Annotated in this window: 14 protein-coding genes; 4 read left to right on the forward strand and 10 right to left on the reverse strand. The window is 74.5% G+C overall.

All coding sequences use genetic code 11. The annotated features are described in order from the left end of the window. Positions 1–14 precede the first annotated feature (14 nt). On the forward strand, positions 15–3005 hold the full coding sequence (locus ACIQOE_RS19730) for an AAA family ATPase (protein WP_401412660.1): 2991 nt from the start codon (positions 15–17) through the stop codon (positions 3003–3005). On the opposite strand, the gene ACIQOE_RS19735 is transcribed toward ACIQOE_RS19730, so the two are convergent. Continuing rightward, positions 3002–3448: an Lrp/AsnC family transcriptional regulator gene (locus ACIQOE_RS19735; RefSeq protein ID WP_365571157.1), complete on the reverse strand. Its 447-nt coding sequence runs from the start codon at positions 3446–3448 to the stop codon at positions 3002–3004. The genes ACIQOE_RS19730 and ACIQOE_RS19735 overlap by 4 nt on opposite strands. Before the next feature lie 134 nt (positions 3449–3582). Here ACIQOE_RS19735 and ACIQOE_RS19740 point away from each other — a divergent pair, with 134 nt between their 5' ends. Together ACIQOE_RS19740 and ACIQOE_RS19745 are read left to right on the forward strand one after the other, a co-directional pair. After that, positions 3583–4056 carry a rhodanese-like domain-containing protein gene (locus ACIQOE_RS19740; protein ID WP_351326849.1) on the forward strand — a complete coding sequence of 158 codons (474 nt, stop codon included), beginning with the start codon at positions 3583–3585 and terminating at the stop codon, positions 4054–4056. Positions 4057–4103: 47 nt separating this feature from the next. Further along, positions 4104–4619 (forward strand): immunity 21 family protein, encoded by a 516-nt coding sequence (locus ACIQOE_RS19745; protein WP_401412662.1) that lies wholly within the window; start codon positions 4104–4106, stop codon positions 4617–4619. Positions 4620–4626: 7 nt separating this feature from the next. Here ACIQOE_RS19745 and ACIQOE_RS19750 read toward each other — a convergent pair whose 3' ends face one another. From ACIQOE_RS19750 to ACIQOE_RS19775, 6 genes are all read right to left on the reverse strand, one after another. Continuing rightward, the gene (locus ACIQOE_RS19750) at positions 4627–5859 is read right to left on the reverse strand and encodes a cytochrome P450 (protein ID WP_351326845.1); all 1233 of its coding nucleotides are present in this window, start codon (positions 5857–5859) and stop codon (positions 4627–4629) included. A gap of 34 nt (positions 5860–5893) precedes the next feature. Beyond that, a complete protein-coding gene (locus ACIQOE_RS19755) occupies positions 5894–7288 on the reverse strand; it encodes an FAD/NAD(P)-binding oxidoreductase (protein ID WP_351933406.1) in 1395 nt (464 codons plus the stop codon). Next, positions 7275–7505: a ferredoxin gene (locus ACIQOE_RS19760; RefSeq protein ID WP_362642073.1), complete on the reverse strand. Its 231-nt coding sequence runs from the start codon at positions 7503–7505 to the stop codon at positions 7275–7277. The genes ACIQOE_RS19755 and ACIQOE_RS19760 overlap by 14 nt, the downstream gene beginning before the upstream one ends. A 140-nt stretch (positions 7506–7645) precedes the next feature. After that, positions 7646–8332 carry a hypothetical protein gene (locus tag ACIQOE_RS19765; protein ID WP_365553670.1) on the reverse strand — a complete coding sequence of 229 codons (687 nt, stop codon included), beginning with the start codon at positions 8330–8332 and terminating at the stop codon, positions 7646–7648. Positions 8333–8469: 137 nt separating this feature from the next. After that, the gene (locus ACIQOE_RS19770; RefSeq protein WP_362642072.1) at positions 8470–10158 is read right to left on the reverse strand and encodes a DUF885 domain-containing protein; all 1689 of its coding nucleotides are present in this window, start codon (positions 10156–10158) and stop codon (positions 8470–8472) included. A gap of 33 nt (positions 10159–10191) precedes the next feature. Continuing rightward, the gene (locus ACIQOE_RS19775) at positions 10192–10683 is read right to left on the reverse strand and encodes an Lrp/AsnC family transcriptional regulator (protein WP_351326837.1); all 492 of its coding nucleotides are present in this window, start codon (positions 10681–10683) and stop codon (positions 10192–10194) included. A 59-nt stretch (positions 10684–10742) separates the two neighbouring features. Between ACIQOE_RS19775 and ACIQOE_RS19780 the strand changes: the two genes are divergently transcribed. Beyond that, entirely contained in the window at positions 10743–11951 is a 1209-nt protein-coding gene (locus ACIQOE_RS19780) for a trans-sulfuration enzyme family protein (protein WP_401412666.1), read from the forward strand. Positions 11952–12031: 80 nt separating this feature from the next. On the opposite strand, the gene ACIQOE_RS19785 is transcribed toward ACIQOE_RS19780, so the two are convergent. The 3 genes from ACIQOE_RS19785 to ACIQOE_RS19795 all read right to left on the reverse strand — a co-directional run bounded on the left by ACIQOE_RS19785 (position 12032) and on the right by ACIQOE_RS19795 (position 17687). Next, complete coding sequence (locus tag ACIQOE_RS19785; RefSeq protein ID WP_401412668.1) at positions 12032–13435, reverse strand: GNAT family N-acetyltransferase; 1404 nt, start codon at positions 13433–13435, stop codon at positions 12032–12034. Positions 13436–13614: 179 nt separating this feature from the next. Beyond that, entirely contained in the window at positions 13615–16281 is a 2667-nt protein-coding gene (locus tag ACIQOE_RS19790) for a DUF6493 family protein (RefSeq protein ID WP_401412670.1), read from the reverse strand. Then, on the reverse strand, positions 16278–17687 hold the full coding sequence (locus ACIQOE_RS19795) for an SWIM zinc finger family protein (RefSeq protein WP_351326831.1): 1410 nt from the start codon (positions 17685–17687) through the stop codon (positions 16278–16280). The genes ACIQOE_RS19790 and ACIQOE_RS19795 overlap by 4 nt, the downstream gene beginning before the upstream one ends. Positions 17688–17845: the final 158 nt, after the last annotated feature.

Consider the following 17845-nt stretch of genomic DNA (forward strand, 5'->3'; position numbering starts at 1 on the left):
ACGGAGGCCGCCCAGTGAGGCTCCACCGGCTCGACATCACCGCCTTCGGGCCCTTCGGCAGCACGCAGAGCGTCGACTTCGACGCGCTCTCGGCCGCTGGCCTCTTCCTGCTGCACGGCCCGACCGGCGCCGGGAAGACCTCCGTCCTGGACGCCGTCTGCTACGCGCTGTACGGCACCGTCCCCGGGGCCCGCCAGAGCGGCCAGGGCACCTCCCTGCGCAGCGACCACGCCGATCCCGCCACCCGCACCGGGATCCGCCTCGAACTCACCGTCGGCGGACGCCGGCTGGAGATCACCCGGCAGCCGCCCTGGGAGCGCCCGAAGAAACGCGGCCACGGCACCACCCTCGACAAGGCCCAGACCTGGCTGCGCGAGTACGACGCCACGAGCGGCGCCTGGAAGGACCTCAGCCGCTCCCACCAGGAGATCGGCGAGGAGGTCGCCCACCTGCTCGGCATGAGCCGCGAGCAGTTCTGCCAGGTCGTGCTGCTGCCCCAGGGCGACTTCGCCCGCTTCCTGCGCGCCGACGCCGGCGCCCGCGGCCAGTTGCTCGGCCGCCTCTTCGACACCCAGCGCTTCGCCGACGTCGAGAAGCGCCTCGCCGAACGCCGCAAGGCGACCGAGGCCAGGGTGCGGGAGGGTGACGCGGCGCTGCTGGCCGCCGCGCACCGTATGCACCAGGAAGCCGGCGACGCGATGGAAGTGCCGGAACTGGCGCCCGGCGAGCCCGGACTCGCCGAGGCCGTCCTCACCGCCGCCGCCGTCGCCCGCAGCACCGCCCGCGAACGCCTCACCCTCGCCCGCTGCCGCCTCACCACGGCCGAGTCCGCCCAGTCCGCCGCCGACCGCGCCCTGGCCGGCATCCGCGAACTGGCCCGACTGCAGAGCCGGTTCGCCGAGGCCCGGGAGCGGGCCGCACGGCTGGAGGAACGGGCCGGGGACCGCCGTGCGGCACATACGAGGATGGAGCGGGCGCGGCAGGCGGCCGCGGTGGCACCGGCGCTGGAACTGCGGGAGGCCGCCGAGGCCGGGCACCGCGAGGCGGCCGCCGCCGAGGCACGCGCGCGTGCGCAGCTCCCGGAGACCTTCGCACAGGCCGATGCGGGCGGACTCGCCGGCGCGGGCCGCCGGGCCGCCGAGGAACTCGGCGGACTGGAGTCCGCGCGCCGGGCCGAGCGACGGCTCGCCGAGGTCGAGGCCGAGCGCGGCCGCCTGGACCGGCAGGAACGCGACGACGAGGACGCCCTGCGCGAGGCCGTGGGCTGGCTCGCCGACTGGGACGCCGTGCGGGCGGGGCTGGCGGCCCGGATCGACTCCGCGCAGGAGGCCGCGACCCGCGCGGAGCAGCTGGCCGTCCAGCGCGACCCGGCCCGCCGGCAGCTGGCGGCCGCGCGCCTGCGCGACGAACTGGGCCGGGACACGGACGAGATCCAGCGCAGCGCCCTGGACTCCGCACGCCGGGCCGCCGACGCGCGGACCCACTGGCTCGACCTCAAGGAACAGCGGCTGGCCGGCATCGCCGCCGAACTCGCCGCCGACCTCACCGACGGCGCGCCCTGCGCGGTCTGCGGTGCCACCGAACACCCCGCACCGGCGCGCAAGGTCGCCGGACACGTCGACCGCGAGGCGGAGGAGCGGGCGCTCGCCGCCTACCAGCGCGCCGACGAAGGGCGCGCCGAGGACGAGCGCAGGCTCGGCACCGCCCGCGAGGCGCTGGCCGCCGCCACCGCGGCCGCCGACGACCTGCCCACCGCACGGCTCGCCGCTCGCATGGACGAACTGGAGCAGGAGTACACCCGCGCCCGGCGTGCCGCCGCCGGCCTGCACGCCGCGCACGAGGAGCTGCGGCTCGCCGAGCAGGAGCGCGAGCGCCGGCTCGCGGGCCGGCAGCAGGCCGAGGTCAGGGCCACCGCCCGGCTGACCCGGCGGGACGGCCTCGACGCCGAACGGGCCGCCCTGGAGGAGGAGTTGGCACAGGCCAGGGGCGGCGCGGCCAGCGTCGCCGCGCGGGCCGCGCAACTGGAGCGGCAGGCGGCGCTGCTCGCCGACGCCGCGGACGCCGTCCGCGCCGCCGCCGACACCGCCGGGCACCTGAAGGACGCCGACGCCCGGCTCGCCGACGCCGCCTTCCGGGCCGGCTTCGACACCCCGCGGGACGCGGCCGCCGCCCTCCTCGACGACCGGGCCCACCGGGAACTGCAACGCCGCCTGGACGACTGGCAGTCGGAGGAGGCCGCGGTGCGCGCGGTCCTCGCGGAGGCCGACACCGCGGCAGCCGCCGTACGGCCGCCCGCCGACACCGAGGCGGCGGAGCGGGACGCGGCCACGGCGGCCCGGCGGCTGCGTGAGGCCGTCTCCGGCCGGGACCTGGCCGACCGCTGCCGCGCCGAACTCGACCGGCTGTCCGCCCGCGCCGCCGAGGACGTCCGCCGCCTCGGACCCCTGCGCGAGGAGTACGAGCGGGTCGCCCGGCTCGCCGCCCTCACCGCCGGCACCTCCGCGGACAACGAACGCCGGATGCGGCTGGAGTCGTACGTCCTGGCGGCCCGGCTGGAACAGGTCGCCGCCGCCGCGACCGTCCGCCTGCACCGCATGTCCTCCGGCCGCTACACCCTCGTCCACTCCGACGACCGCAGCGGGCGCGGACGCAGCGGGCTCGGGCTGCACGTCGTCGACGCCTGGACCGGACGCGAGCGGGACACCGCCACGCTCTCCGGCGGCGAGACCTTCTTCGCCTCCCTCGCGCTCGCCCTCGGCCTCGCCGACGTCGTCACCGACGAGGCCGGCGGCGTCCGGCTCGACACCCTGTTCATCGACGAGGGCTTCGGCAGCCTCGACGACCAGACCCTGGACGAGGTCCTCGACGTCCTCGACTCGCTGCGCGAACGCGACCGCAGCGTGGGCATCGTCAGTCACGTCCCGGACCTGCGCCGCCGCATCCACGCCCAACTGGAGGTGGCCAAGGGCAGGTCGGGCTCGTCACTGCGGCTGCGCGGCGTCTAGACGCTGACCGCGCGGCGGGGGAGGGGCGAGGAGTAGACGACGCTCGTCGTCACCGAGCCCAGGGCGCCGATCCTGCCGGTGATCTCCTCCAGGTGGCGCATCGAGCGGGCGGTGACCTTGATGACGAAGCAGTCGTCGCCGGTGACGTGGTGCGCCTCCAGGATCTCGGGCGTGACGGCGACCAGGTCGTGGAAGGGGCGGTAGTTGCCGTTCGGATAGCGCAGCCGGACGAAGGCGAGGACCGGCAGGCCGAGCCGTTCCGGGTCGACCACGGCGGCGTACCCCTGGATCACCCCGGCCTCCTCCAGCCGCCGCACCCGCTCGGTCACCGCGCTCGGGGACATCGCGACGGCCCGTGCCAGCTCGGCGAAGCTGGCCCGTCCGTCGCGCTGGAGGGCTTCGAGGATGCGCCAGTCGGTGGCGTCCGGGGAAAACGCGGTCATGGGCGATGGATACCAGGGATTCCACGGCCCCACAAGAAGAGGGCCGGGGATCGCACCTTCAGGGCGGCCGGTCGGCGCCGTAGATTTCCGGACGTGGACAACCGCCGTACCGGCGCCCGGAGAAAGGCCCCCAGATGACCCTCACCACCGCGAACCCCGTCCTGCGCGTCGCCCCCGCCGCGCCCGCCGAGGCCGCCGCCCACTTCCGCGCGAGCCTCGCCCTGCACGCCGACGTCTCCGACGTGGCCGCCGCGCTGGCCGCGGACGGCGACCCCGGCTTCGTCGTCCTGGACTCCCGCTCCACCGAGTCCTGGGACCAGGGCCACATCCCCGGCGCCGTCCACCTGCCCACCGCGCTGATCCCCGAGCAGGCCCCCCTGCTCCTCGACAAGGACGTGCCCGTGGTGACGTACTGCTGGGGCCCCGGCTGCAACGGCGCGACCCGCGCCGCGCTCGCGCTCGCCGAACTCGGCTACCGGGTCAAGGAGTTGCTCGGCGGATTCGAGTACTGGGCGCGCGAGGGCTTCGAGTTCGAGACCTGGCAGGGCCCCGTACGCCGGGACCCCGACCCGCTGACCGCACCGGCCGAGGGCGACTGCGGTTGCTGATTCCCCGAGGCGAACGGGCCTCGTCGCGCTACGTGTAGGTTCACCCCATGACTCGTTATGCGGATCCAGGCGCGGTGGAGTGGGTGGAGTCGGGCGGCGGCCCCCTCGTGGCGGTCCCGGAGACGGTCCTGCCGTTCTGGGCCGGAGCCGACAGCGAGGACCTGGCCACCGACTACGACCGGGCCTGCGAGGTCGACGGCTACGTCGGACTGCTCCCGGTCGGGGACAGCGCGGCCCTGGTCCTCGGTGACGAGCCCGCCGCGACGTCCTTCCTGCCGGACCATGGCATGTTCGTCCGCTGGTCCGCCGCCGACTCCGAGGACGAGCTGCTGGCCCAGGTCCCCGCCGCGCTCGACAGCGCCGTGTGGGAGAAGGGGATCCGCTGGCAGGTGCCGGGCCCGGTCGTCCTGTTCGACTCCGCCTGGCCGGGCGGCGAGGCCGAGGGCGGGGACCACCTGCGGGTCCCGCTGGAGGCCGGCACCTACGAGGTGCACGCCGCCTACACCAGGCCCGGCCCGGAAACGTGGGTGGGCCTGGTGCGGTTGCGCAGGATCGAGTCCTGACGAGCCGTCACCTCAGGCCGTCGATCGCGATGTTGAGGTGGCGCGGACCGCGCAGCACCGCGTTCGGGCGGTAGGGCGGCGGGTCCTCGACGAGCCGCGGGTTGTCCAGCCGCCTGGCCAGCTGGGACAGCGCGATCTGGGCCTCGAGGCGGGCCAGCGGGGCGCCGAAGCAGCTGTGGATGCCGCTGCCGAAGCCGAGGTGCTGGATGTCCTGGCGGTCCGGGTCGAAGCGGTCGGGGTCCGTGAACCGCTCCGGATCCCGGTTGCCAGCGGCCAGCACCAGCCAGATCCGCGAACCCTTCGGAATCGTCACCCCGCGCACCTCGATGTCCGCGATGCAGGTGCGCTGCGGCACGAGCTGCACCGGCGGCTCGTAGCGCAGCAGCTCCTCCACGATCCGCACCGAGAGACCCGGGTCGTGGCGCAGCCGCTCCAGGACCTCCGGATGCCGCAGCAGCGTGAGCATGCCGTTGGTGATCAGGTTGACGGTCGTCTCGTGCCCGGCGATGAGCAGCAGCACGGCCGTGCTCAGCACCTCCATCGTCGTCATGGCTCCGTCCGGGCCGCTGCTGTGCACCAGGTCGGAGAGCATGTCGTCACGGGGCTCCTTGACGCGCTGCTCCACCAGTCCGTTCAGGTACATGCCCAGTTGCAGCCGGGCCTCCTGCGCGGTGCGCTGCGACTCCGCGGCCGTGCGGCTGTCGGGGTCCAGGCCCGCGACGATCGGGTCGACCCAGGCCCGGAAGCGCGGCTCGTCCTCGCGCGGCACCCCGAGGACCCGGCAGATCGCGGTGACCGGGAAGGGGTAGGCGATCTGGTCGACGAGGTCGAACTCCCGTGCCTGGCCGAGTCCGTCGATCAGACCGGTGACGATCTCCTCCAGCTGGCCCCGCATGTCGTCGATCCGGTGCGGCCGGTGCGGAGGTCCGAAGGAGCCGTTGGCGATCCTGCGGAGCCGGTCGTGCTCCGGCGGGTCGAGCCGGATGAAGCTCGGCGGCAGGCCCGTCGCCTCCGGCCCCGACAGGTCGTCGCGCCCGCCGACGGTCACGTTGGACTCGTCGGAGCTGATGCGCGGATCGTGCAGCAGGGCCTCGATGTCGTGGTACGAGCTGATGATGTAGGGGCCGTCGTCCTCCTCGTGCAGCACCGGCGTCTTGCGCAGTTCCTCGTACACCGGATACGGGTTGGCGCGGTTCGCGAAGTCGGTGATCTGGCGCAACATCGAGGTCTGCGTCGTCATGGCAGGTCCTTGCAGCGTCGGGGCCGGGGCACGGTCAGTGGCGGGCGGGGTGGAAGACCAGCTGCTGGTCGGTCGGCGAGTAACCGCTCAGGGTCACCATCGGGCCGTGCGTCGGCAGCGCGGGGTCCGGGAAGTCGGCGTCGACCGGCACCCGGCCCTCGGGCCGCCGGTTCACGGTCGGGAACTCCACCGGGAACGGCGCGCCCTTCTCGATCTGCCGCTGGTAGAACTCCAGCCACCGCGTGTCGTCGAAGCTCACCGCGGCGATCGTCCGGCCCTTGTAGCCGTACACCCCGACGAACCTGCGTTCGGCCAGCGAACCCTGCGTGATCATGATCTGCTCGCCCATCGGCGGCACCCCGACGGACTTGATGTTCACCCCGAACTGCGACGACCAGAAGGCCGGCACCCACAGGTGCGGCCGCCGCTCGGCGCTCGGGCTGATCATGTTGTGCGCGGCGGTCTCCGCCTGCGCGACCGCGTTGCCCCAGTGTTCGAGGGAGAGGAACTGGTAGCCGAACAGCGCGTGCGGCGACCTGGCGACGTCACCGGCGACGAAGACGTCGTCGGTGACGATGCCCCGGAAGTCGAAGGCACGGCAGCCCGCGTCGCAGGCGATGCCCCGGGGACCCGCGCCGAGACCGGACCCGGTCAGCCAGCCGGTGTTGCGGGTCGCGCCGAGCGACACGATCACGACGTCCGCCTCGACCACGCTCTCGTCGGACAGGTGGACGGCCCGCACCCGGCCCGCCGAGTCGCCCTCCAGGGCGGTGACCATGACCCCGGTGCGCAGGTCCACCCCGTTCTCGCGGTGCATGTCCGCCGCGACCGCCCCGATCACCCCGCCCAGCGCTCCGACCAGCGGCGCGCCCGCGCGTTCCGCCACGGTCACGTCGATGCCGTGCTCCCGGCAGGCCGAGGCGATCTCCGAACCGGTGAACCCGGCACCGATCACGAACACCCGGCGCGGACCCGCCTTCAGGCGCCGCAGCAGCGCGGCCGCGTCGTCCCGGGTGCGCAGGGTGAACACGCCCTCCAGACGGGCCTCGTCCTCCTTGGGCCAGGGCCGGGCGCTCACTCCGGTCGCGATCAGCAGACGGTCGTACTCGACCTCGTCACCGTCGGCCAGCCGTACCCGCTTGGCCTCCAGGTCGAGCCCGGTCGCCGCCACCCCCAGCCGCCACTTCGCGTCGATCTCCCGGCGCCGGGGCAGCTCGGTGTGGTTCGGGGACGCCTTGCCGAGCAGCACCGCCTTGGACAGCGGCGGCCGGTCGTACGGCTCGTACGGCTCGTCACCGATCATGGTGAGTTCGCCGGTGAAGCCCTCGGCGCGCAGGGTCTCGGCGCCGCGCAGCCCGGCCAGCGAGGCGCCGACGATCACGATCCGGCCCTCTCGCCGGAGCCAGTCGAGGTAGTCAGCGGGCGCCATCGGAGGTCCCTCCCACGGCACCGTCCAGACCGTCGGCGGTGATCGCCTGCACGGGGCAGGCGGCGACGGCACGGGCCACCCGCTCGCGCTGCTCCTCGTCGGGGTGCGGGCTGTAGACGAGGGATTCCTCGCCGTGCATGGTGAAGACGTCCGGGGCGAGGAACGCGCACTGCGCGTATCCCTGACATCTGTTGAGATCGACGACAAGGCGCGTCATGGCTCCGCCCTTCCGGTGGCCGGGTGTCGTGCGTCCCCCCGTCCGTGCCTTCAGTCTCGGACGGCGGTGAACTCCCCGCACGCCAGCATGGGAGCCCGCACCCGGCGCCGCGCGCCGGGGCGTTCCGAACGGGTGAGCGCTCAGGCCGCCGGTTCCGGGTCCGGGGCGGTGGCGGAGCGGCGGAAGCTCTCCATGAGGATGTACACGCTGAGCAGCAGGGACCAGGCCGGGAACACCAGCTCCGACCAGGGCACGCTCGCCGACACGAACAGCAGCACCAGCGCGGTGAGGAAACCGAGCAGCGTCAGCCAGCGCGGCATGATGCCCAGCCGGTGCCCGATCACCGACGTGGAACAGACGAAGACGGCCGCCATCCGCATCGCGTACTCGATCATCAGCGTGTAGGCGAGATGCTGGCCGAAGTCCCAGGTGGGCCTGGACGGTGAGGTGCCCGCCGGATGGGAGGTGGCGAGCAGGGCCGAGGCCACCGCGGCGGCGGAGAACATGGTGGCGGTGAAGACCACGGCGCTGCCGAGGTACACGGTGGCCACGAACCGGTCCTCCGCCTCGCCGACGTGCGAGCGGACGGCGCCGACGAACCACAGGAAGAAGATCCCGGCGAACGGCACCAGCAGGAGGGCCCACTTGACGGCGCTGCGCCGGCTGGGGTCCGGCGCCTGGTAGGAGACCGCGTCGGCGCCCTGGGGGATGCCGAGCCGGATCAGCACGATGGCGGCGGCGATCAGCAGCGCGAACACGATCCCGGCCACACCGGCGGCGCGCGGGGTCTGCAACGGCTCCCGCCGTGATGTCGTGGAGGTCTGCATGCGCGGCTCGCTTCCTGTCCGGTGGCCCCCGGCACCAGAAAGCCTGCTGCCGGCGGCCGCCGCCACCGGAGCACCCCCGAACGGCAGACCGCCGCGACCCGGCGGCGGTCACCGCCGCCGGGCGCGGGCCGCCGCCGTCAGAGCTGCGACAGCTCGTCCACCAGGTCGTCCAGGCCCAGCGAGCCCTGGGACAGGGCCGCCATGTGCCAGGCCTTGAGGTCGAAGGCGCCACCGCTGCGCTCGCGGGCCCGCTCCCGGCCGGTCAGCCAGGCCCGTTCGCCCAGCTTGTAGCCGATGGCCTGCCCCGGCATGGACAGGTAGCGGGTCAGCTCGCTCTCCACGAAGTCCGCCGGACGGCTGCTGTGCGCGCCGAAGAACTCCTGCGCCAGTTCGGGCGTCCAGCGCTCGCCGGGGTGGAACGGCGAGTCGTCCGGGATCGCCAGCTCCAGGTGCATGCCGATGTCGATGATGACCCGGGCGGCGCGCATCATCTGCGCGTCCAGGTAGCCGAGCCGGCGCTCCGGGTCGGTGAGGAAGCCCAGTTCGTCCATGAGCCGCTCCGCGTACAGCGCCCAGCCCTCGGCGTTGGCGCTGACCATGCCCACGCTGGCCTGGTAGCGGGAGAGGTTCCCGGCGACGTGCTTCCACTGGGCCAGCTGGAGGTGGTGACCGGGCACGCCCTCGTGGTACCAGGTCGACACCAGGTCGTAGACCGGGAACCGGGTCTGGCCCATGGTCGGCAGCCAGGTGCAGCCGGGGCGCGAGAAGTCGTCCGACGGCGGCGTGTAGTACGGCGCCGCCGCGCTTCCCGGAGGAGCGATCCTGGACTCGACGCGGCGGACCCGCTCGGCCAGGTCGAAGTGGGTGCCGTCCAGCTCGTCCATGGCCTCGTCCATCACGGACTGCAGCCAGCTGCGGACCTCGTCGACGCCCTCGACGTGGGTGCCCTGCTCGTCCAGGTGCGCCAGCGCCACCCACGGCGTGGCCGCGCCGGGCAGGATCTTCTCGGCCTCGGTCCGCATCTCGGCGAGCAGCCGGTGGTACTCGGACCAGCCGTACGCGTACGCCTCGTCCAGGTCGAGGTCGGTGCCGTTGAAGTAGCGCACCCAGCGGGCGTACCGCTCGCGGCCCACCACGTCCGGAGCGCCCTCGATCGCCGGCGCGTACACGTCCCGCATCCAGTCGTGCAGCGCCAGCACGGCCGCGTCGGCGGAACGGGCCGCCTCGTCCAGACCGGCCCGCAGTGCCTCGGGCCCGGAGGCGGCGAACTGCTGGAACCAGCCACCCCCCTCGCCCGTGCCGGCCCATTCGCCGAGCTGCCCCACGAAGGTGGCGGTGGCGCGCGGACCCGCGTGCAGCTTCCGCTCCAGGCCGAGTTCCAGGGACTGCCGGTAGCCCTCCAGCGCGGCCGGCACGGCGCGCAGCCGCTCGGCGACCGCCGCCCAGTCCTCCTCGGTGGCCGTGGGCGTCACGGTGAACACCTGGCGCACCGCGTGCGCGGCCGAGCTGAGGTTGCTGACCGAACGCAGGCTCTCGTCCGCCTCGTGCACGGCGAGGGAGGCGGTCAGCCGCTCGCGCAGCAGCCGCGCGCAGCGACGCTCGATGTCACTGTCCGCACCGGGCTGCCGCTCGGCCTCGTCGAGCCGCGCGAGCGTGTCCCGCTGCAGCCGGGCGAGCGCCTCGCCGCCGGCCGGCGAGGTGTCGGGGAGCCGGCTCGAACTCTCTTTGACGCCGAGGAACGTACCGGTGATCGGATCGAGGGCGATGAGCTCGTCGACGAAGGTGTCGGCGACCTGACGGGGCAGCGGGCTCTTGGTCTGTGACATGCGGTCCATCCTCGTACGGCGGGCCGCCGCCCGTCACTGGGTTTGAGCCGAGGGCGTAGGCGGGAGCAGCGGTCCGCACTCCCACTGCTGGAAGATCAACCGGGTCTCCACCCGGGCCACCTCGCGCTGGGACGTGAACTCGTCGAGGACCAGCCGCTGAAGATCCGTCATGTCGGACACCGCGACGTGCACGAGGTAGTCGTCGGGGCCGGTCAGATGGAACACCGTCCGCGACTCCGGCAGCGCCCTGATCCGCTCCACGAACGGCCCCACCAACTCCCGCCGGTGCGGCCGCACCTGCACGCTCAGCAGCGCCTCAAGACCGCGCCCGAGCTTGGCGGGGTCCAGCTCCAGCCGGTGACCGAGGATCACACCCGAGCGCCGCAGCCGGGTCACCCGGTCCAGGCAGGTCGACGGCGCCACGCCGACCCGGGCGGCGAGATCGCGGTAGGTGGTCCGGGCGTCGTTCTGCAGCAGCCGAAGCAGCTGCAGATCGACCGGATCCAGTACGACAGATTCGGCCATACGGCGAACGTAACACGGTGTTCGTCTCCCGTACCCCGCTCGATGTTCACCCTTCGGGCATGGACTCGACGAGCACCTACGACGACTCAGTGAGCGCCCTCGACGGCCCGGTGCACCTCGGCGACGGTGCCGCGCGGCGGTCCGGCGCCCCGCGCGCCCTGGCCACCGAGGCCGTGCACGCCGGCCGCGACGACCTCGCCCGGCAGGGCCTGCACGCCCCGCCGATCGACCTGTCCACCACCTATCCGTCCTACGACAGCCGTGCCGAGGCCGCCCGCATCGACGCCTTCGCCACCGACGGCGCCGACCCAGCGGGACCGCCGGTCTACGGGCGGCTCGGCAACCCCACGGTCGCCCGCTTCGAGACCGCCCTGGCCCGTCTGGAGGGCACCGAGTCGGCCGTGGCCTTCGCCAGCGGCATGGCGGCGCTGAGCGCCGTGCTGCTCGCCCGCACCGCGGCCGGCCTGCGCCACGTCGTCGCCGTACGGCCCCTGTACGGATGCAGTGACCACCTCCTCACCGCGGGCCTGCTGGGCACCGAGGTCACCTGGACCGACCCGGCCGGCATCACCGACGCGCTGCGCCCGGACACCGGTCTCGTGCTGGTCGAGTCCCCGGCCAACCCGACGCTGGCCGAACTCGACCTGCGGGCCGTCGCGCACGCCTGCGGCACGGTCCCGCTGCTCGCCGACAACACGTTCGCCACGCCGGTGCTCCAGCGCCCCGCCGAGCACGGCGCCCGGCTGGTGCTGCACAGCGCCACCAAGTACCTCGGCGGTCACGGCGACGTCCTCGCCGGTGTGGTCGCCTGCGACGAGGAGTTCGCCGGGCAGCTCAGGAAGATACGTTTCGCTACCGGCGGCGTGCTGCACCCGCTGGCCGGCTATCTCCTGCTGCGCGGCCTGTCCACGCTGCCGGTACGGGTCAGGGCCGCCTCCGCCACCGCCGCGGAACTCGTCCGCCGGCTCGCCGCCGACCCGCGCGTCTCCCGGGTCTACCCGCGGCTGGGCGGCGCGATGATCGCCTTCGAGGTGCTCGGCGACCCGCACGAGGTCGTCTCCCGGGTCGGCCTGGTCACTCCGGCCGTCAGCCTCGGCAGCGTCGACACCCTCATCCAGCACCCGGCGTCCATCAGCCACCGCATCGTGGACGCCGACGACCGCCGGGGCGCCGGAGTGAGCGACCGGCTGCTGCGCCTGTCGGTGGGCCTGGAGGACGTCGAGGACCTCTGGTCCGACCTGGACCGGGCACTGGGCCCGGTGCGCTAGGGGCACGGGGCCGAGGCGCGGCCCCGCCGTGCGGGTGCGGCCGGTCGCGCGCACCCGCGGCGGCGGTACGGCCCGCAGGCCTACGGCGCTTCGGTCCTGCCCGGCTCGCCCGCGCCGGACAGCCGCCCCAGGGCCGTCACGGCGCTGCCCGGCTCCGCGGCCAGCCGGGCCGTGACGACCAGCGTCCCCTCCTCGATCTGATAGTCCAGTGGCAGGTCAAGTCCGCGCATGGCCGCCACCATCGCGGTGTTGGACGCCTGCGTCACCGCGTACACGCTCTCGCAGCCCGCCTCGGCAGCCATGCCCACCAGCCTGCGCAGCAGCTCGGCGCCGATGCCGCGCCGCTGCCAGTCGTCCTCGACGAGCAGCGCGACCTCCGTCTCGTCCCCGTCCCACAGCAGGTGCCCGAGGCCGACGATCCGGCCCGAGGCGGTCTGCACGGCCAGCGTCCGGCCGAAGCGCGGGCTCAGGAGGTGGTTCAGGTAGCGGTCCGCGTCCCCCACCGGGCCGTGGTAGCGCAGCCCGAGGGTCCGTGCGGAGCAGCGCTCGTGCATGGCCTTCGCGGCCTCCACGTCACCGGTGTCGGCCCGGCGTACGGTGATCTCCCTGCCCTCGGGCAGGGTGAGCACGTCCTGACCGTGCGGGACGCGCGGCCCGAGCCGGGCGTCCAGTTCCACGAGCGCGCGGGCCCGCGCGAACTCGGTCGGCGTGAACGGCAGATAGGGCCGCTCCACGGTGATCACTCCACCCTCCGGTGCGCGCAGCCGCATCACCGTGTCCTCCAGCACCCCTTCGACGGGAACCGCCTCGGGGCGCCGGGCCCCGCCGACCGGATGGGCGGGGAGCGAGCGGATCGTGCACCTTCCCAACAACTGCCGGAGGGCCAGCGGAAGTTCCGCCGCGTCCAGAGCGGTTCGGGTCGCCAGGCCCAGCACCCTGGTCGGGGCGTCCACGAGGTCGTGCGCGTCGGCCCGCTCGAGCCAGGTGTCCCGGCCCCCGGCCACCGCCACCGCCCGGGTGATCTCGCCGGCCGTCAGCGGTCCCGGTGCCCGCAGCAGGAACTCGTCGACCGTGCCGTCGCCCAGCGGATGCGTCTGCAGGTTCAGGATGTCGACCGCGTGCCCGGCGAGCGCGGCGCACAGCACGGCCAGCGAACCCGGCTCGTCCCGCACGGTCGTGCGCAGCCGCCACAGCGTGCTGTCCGCGCCCTCGGCCCCCGGGGCCTGCGGACCGGGCCCGGCCTGCCGCGTCGTGGAGACCGCGGGCCGGGCGCCGGTATCGCTGCGGTGCACCGGGGGTGCGTGACCCGGACGCCTGGCCCACCACACGTGGAAGCCGGCCGTCGCCGCCAGCACCAGGGCCGAGATCACCAGCAGCGCCGGGCCGTCGGGCCCGTGCCCGACCAGGTTGGCCACCGCGTCCGCGGCCGCGACGGCCGTGAACAGGGCGGCGAGTTCGACGACGTCCCGTCGCCAGTGGTGCACGGGGCGTCCATCCCGTGTGCGCCTCACGTCAGACATGTCTCGATTCATGCATCCACTGTGAAGGAAGGGTGTTGCGTGATCACGAACGCTCTGTGACCGACGGGTAAAGTGTGCTTATGTTGTTTTTGCGCCGAATTTTGCTGTTGGCGAGCCCTGGAAATGACCGGTTCTGATCCCTGTCAGGCGGCAGCCTCCGTATCCAGCGCGTCACGCAGCCGGCGGGCCTGGACCGCCAGACGGGACGAGCCGCGCCGTGCCGCCGCCCGCGACAGGTGCGGCACGGCACCGCGCGCTCCGCACCGCTCGGCGCACTCGGCGGCCACCGAGAGCAGCTCCCCGAGCCCGCGGGCCGCGCCCGGTGTGCCCGCGCCCGCCGCCGGCAGATCGGCGAGCAGCACGGGAAGCGCGTGCCGGAGCATCTCCCATATCGTCGTGTTGGCGCCGGTGGCCGCCGCCGTCCGCGCGGACTCGGCCAGCCGCAGCGGCTTCACCGCGCCGCGCCGGACCAGCTGCCCCAGGTCGGCGCCCAGCCGCTCCGCGTCCAGCTGTCCCCGCGCTGCCAGCACCAGCAGCGCGTCCACCGCGGCGAGCCGGTCCTCCGGATGCCGGGCGCCGAGCCCGTAGGCGACGCACAGCCGGGTGCTCTCGCCCGCGGCGCCGCCGGACTCGGCGAGCAGCGGAAGCGCGGCGGCCGCGCCCCGCTCGTCGTCCACCGCCGCCTCCGAGACGTCGTGCGCGAGCCGGACGGCGACCAGTTCGCGCAGCTCCGGGAGCGTGGCCAGCCAGTGCCGGTGGTTCTCGTGGCCCCAGTGGTAGCAGTACCGAACGGCGTCGGACACGGTGAACGGCAGCCCCAGCCGCCGGAACGCCTCGGGGAAACCCGTCCGCAGTTCCGGGACCTCACCGGACTCGATCAGGACGCGCGGGCCCGATGTCCGGCGGTGGGATGCGGGCAGGACGGGCGCCCCGGCCGACAGCAGGCGGGCCAGCCGCTCGCCCTCCGGCATGCCGAGTCCGCTCGCGCGCCGGGCCGCCGCCAGGGCCGCGGCCTGGTCGCCGCGCCGCACCCGCAGCAGCGCCTGCGCGAAGTCCACCTCGCCCACCCGGGCGCCGAGGCGACGGTAGGTGTCCAGCCGGTCCACGAGATCGTCCGGCTCCAGGAGACCGGTGCTCCAGGACGGCGTCGCCAGCAGCAGCGGCTGCGGATCCGTCCTTATCCGGTGGGCCAGTTCACGGAAGCGGACGTCCATGACCCGGGAGAACGCGTGGCGCGCGCAGTCGTGGTCGGCGGGACCCTTGCGCAGACCGGCGAGCAGGGTGGCCGGGCTCACCAGTTCGTAGAGCGCGGCCAGGACCAGTTCGAGGCCTCGCTCGGCGTCCAGGAGGCCTCGCCGTCCGGGGCCGAAATAGTCCTCGACGTGCAGTCGGCCCATCACGTCGGGCTGCCGCCACCAGCGCGTGGCCGCCACCGGCTCCAGCGCCGCCCGCAGCGCGTCCCGGTCGCGGTAGGCGTGGCGGGCCAGGCCGTCCAGCGCCCGCTCGAACGCCGCCACGTCCCCGTCGGACGCCAGCAACGCCCCGATCTCCTCGGCGAGTTCCACCGCCGAGTCCGGCGCCGGCTCCGGGCGGAACGGCTCCGGCACGGGCGGCAGCACCTCCGCGTACGCCTCGGGAGCCGCCGCGGGCGCGAGGCCCAGGGCGCCGGTGGCCCGGGTGCGCAGGGCCGGGCTCAGCCGGTCGGCGGCCTCGGCGATGCCGGACCTCGCCACCGGGTCGGCCAGCCGCTTCGCGTGCCGCTCCACCAGCTTCAGCGCCCGCTCCTGGACCTGGGTGTCCTCGTGCCCGAACGCCTGGGCCACCGCGGGCAGCAGCTGCGGCGCCGCGTCCGGGGCCCCGGCGAGCACCTTGCCGAGCAGCACCAGCTGGGCGCGCACCAGCTTCTTCTCGGAGCGGAACAGCACCCCTTCGGAGGCCTCCGCCAGCTGCCCGGCGGCGAGCCGCCCGTCGAGGGCCAGGGCGGCGAGGACCGCCTGGGCGTGGGCGGCGACGGGGGAGGCGGCGTCCCGGGCCAGGGCCGTCCAGTCCGCGACCCGGTCGCGCTCCTCCTCCCGGGTCAGGGCGAGCTCGACCAGCAGCGGCAGGAAGACCCGGTGGTCGGTCGGGCCGCCGCCGCGCAGCAGCCGGGCGACACAGGCGTCGACCACCGCGGCGCGGTCCAGTTCGCCCGTCCGGGTCAGTTCCGCGAGAGCGCTCTGCCAGGAACCGGGGCCGTCGCCGAAGAGCCAGCGGACCTCGCTCAGTTCGGAGAACTCGAACAGGCCGTTCACCAGTGGCACCAGGTCAGGCTCGGCCCTCAGCCGGTCCACCAGCGGCACGCGGCCCCAGCCGTGGCCGACGTGCCGGACCCAGCCGACCACGTAGGCGTCGGTCACCGGCACCTCGCATCCCGAGCGGCGCACCAGCCCGGCCATCAGCGCGAACGGCACGTCCGCGGAGACCGGGCGGTCGGCGAGGCGCCGGGCCACGTCGGCCTGCCAGCCGGTGTCCCGGCCGGCCAGCGCCCGCAGCAGCGTCTCCGTCGGCGCCTGCCGCCAGCGCATGTCGGCCCCGGCGATCCAGGTCGCGGCCGCGGCGGCCCCCGAGTGGCACATCGCCCCGGCCACCTGAAGCGCCGGATACATCCGCTCGGCCCGGCTGCGCTGATCCCACGGCAGGTCCCGCACCTCCTTGCGCAGCTTCTTCAACTCCGGCAGCAGCGAACGCCGTTCGGCGTCCGGCAAGCTCCTCAGCAGCAGCTCCGTCTCGCCCGCGCGTCCCGTCCGCACCGCATCCAGCACCGCACTCATCGCGTACCCCCGCCGATCTCCGCCACGTCCTGCTCCACCGCTCCACCGCGCCGCACCATCCGCACCGCCAGCGCGTGCTTGCACGGCCCGCGCCCGCCCCGGTACTTCGCCCACCACACACAGCTGCAGCTCAGCACCCCGCCCGCGTCCCGCACCCGGTGCAGATGACCGTCCTCGGCGGTCACCGTCCCGACGGCGCCGTCCACGGTCACCGCGCCCGCGGCCACCAGCGCCCGCGCCGAGCGCAGCCGCGGATTGTGCCGCTCGACGCGGTCCGCGTCGTACGGCAGCTCGCGGTGGAAGTAAGCGGCCTCCGCGGTGTCGTAGCCGACGCGTCCCGAGGTGCCGAGACGGACCAGGGCGGCACGGACCCGCTCCGGGGTGAGCCCGGCCGAGGCGGCCAGGTCGGCGACGTCGACCCGAGGCTCCCAGGCCAGCAGCACCGCGATCAGTTCCGCGTCCTCGGCGGCCGCGTCGGTGGCGAGCGCGTCCAGCACGCCGCCCTCGCCGGAGAACCCGCGGCCCGCGTCGGGCGACAGGGTCAGTGTCAGCCGCATGCCCGGCAGCACCACCTCCCACGCGGCCGCCGCACCGGACACCGGGAGAGCGCCCTGCGGGCCGTACACCCGCAGCGCCGTCGCGTGGCGCAGCACCCGCTGCAGCGCGGCCAGCCGCTCCGGTCCCGGCAGGCAGACCGCGCCCGGCACCGGGCGGGTCGTCGGCCGCAGTCCACGGCCGGCCGGCACCACCCAGCGGGGGCCGGCCGAACCCCGGCGGCCGGTGCCGGCGCGGGGCAGCGAGCGCAGGAACCGCACCGCCTCGTCCGCGGGCAGCTCGGCCCGCAGGTCGAAGCCGGCCGCTATGACCTGCGCCTCCGCGAAGCCGCGCAGCCAGCGGTCCGGCAGCGGCACCTTCTTCTCCACCACGGGGCCGTCGAGCGTGGTCACCGCGAGTTCCTCGGGACCGACCCGCAGATGCAGCGGATCGTCGCTGCCGAGCCGGGAAAGGGCCTCCCGCAGCGGGTTGTTGACGTCGACGTTCGTCGTGCCGTGGCCGGTCTCGCCGCCGTCCAGCCCCGCACCGAGCACGTCCAGCCGGGCGTACACCCCGCCGCAGCCGGAGAAGGACTCGAAGCGCAGCCGGTCGCCGTTGCCCGTCACCACCGGGTCGAGCGAGGCGCGCAGCTGCGGCTGGTAGTACCGCGCGGCGGCGACGTCGGCCACCGCGAGCAGCCCGGCGGCGGCCACCTGAGGCGAGGTCAGGAAGCCCGCGAAGAACCGCGGATGGTCCTCGACCCCGGCGGGTGTCGCACCCCGGGACGTCTCCAGTCCCAGATGGCGTCCGCCGGCGGCGGAGCGCAGCACGGAGGGTTGGCGATAGGCCACGGCCTGTGAAGATCGCGTCATGGAAAAACCGTAGAGGCGACCACTGACAATCCGCTCCGAGCTGCGAGAACACCCGGTTCCCGGGGGAGTTGGGGGAGCCCCGCGGGAGCTGTGCGCGGCGGGCGGCAGGGCCGTGCGCCGGGGGATGACGCCGAAGCACGGCCCTGGGGAAAGCGTAC

The organism is Streptomyces sp. NPDC091282, from assembly GCF_044757385.1.
GTDB lineage: Bacteria > Actinomycetota > Actinomycetes > Streptomycetales > Streptomycetaceae > Streptomyces > Streptomyces gramineus.

What these genes read in the sequence shown, in the direction of transcription:
- ACIQOE_RS19735 (WP_365571157.1), bottom strand. Translation starts at nt 3,448, where the DNA reads ATGACCGCGTTTTCCCCGGACGCCACCGACTGGCGCATCCTCGAAGCC.
- ACIQOE_RS19740 (WP_351326849.1), top strand. Translation starts at nt 3,583, where the DNA reads ATGACCCTCACCACCGCGAACCCCGTCCTGCGCGTCGCCCCCGCCGCG.
- ACIQOE_RS19745 (WP_401412662.1), top strand. Translation starts at nt 4,104, where the DNA reads ATGACTCGTTATGCGGATCCAGGCGCGGTGGAGTGGGTGGAGTCGGGC.
- ACIQOE_RS19750 (WP_351326845.1), bottom strand. Translation starts at nt 5,859, where the DNA reads ATGACGACGCAGACCTCGATGTTGCGCCAGATCACCGACTTCGCGAAC.
- ACIQOE_RS19755 (WP_351933406.1), bottom strand. Translation starts at nt 7,288, where the DNA reads ATGGCGCCCGCTGACTACCTCGACTGGCTCCGGCGAGAGGGCCGGATC.
- ACIQOE_RS19760 (WP_362642073.1), bottom strand. Translation starts at nt 7,505, where the DNA reads ATGACGCGCCTTGTCGTCGATCTCAACAGATGTCAGGGATACGCGCAG.
- ACIQOE_RS19765 (WP_365553670.1), bottom strand. Translation starts at nt 8,332, where the DNA reads ATGCAGACCTCCACGACATCACGGCGGGAGCCGTTGCAGACCCCGCGC.
- ACIQOE_RS19770 (WP_362642072.1), bottom strand. Translation starts at nt 10,158, where the DNA reads ATGTCACAGACCAAGAGCCCGCTGCCCCGTCAGGTCGCCGACACCTTC.
- ACIQOE_RS19775 (WP_351326837.1), bottom strand. Translation starts at nt 10,683, where the DNA reads ATGGCCGAATCTGTCGTACTGGATCCGGTCGATCTGCAGCTGCTTCGG.
- ACIQOE_RS19780 (WP_401412666.1), top strand. Translation starts at nt 10,743, where the DNA reads ATGGACTCGACGAGCACCTACGACGACTCAGTGAGCGCCCTCGACGGC.
- ACIQOE_RS19790 (WP_401412670.1), bottom strand. Translation starts at nt 16,281, where the DNA reads ATGAGTGCGGTGCTGGATGCGGTGCGGACGGGACGCGCGGGCGAGACG.
- ACIQOE_RS19795 (WP_351326831.1), bottom strand. Translation starts at nt 17,687, where the DNA reads ATGACGCGATCTTCACAGGCCGTGGCCTATCGCCAACCCTCCGTGCTG.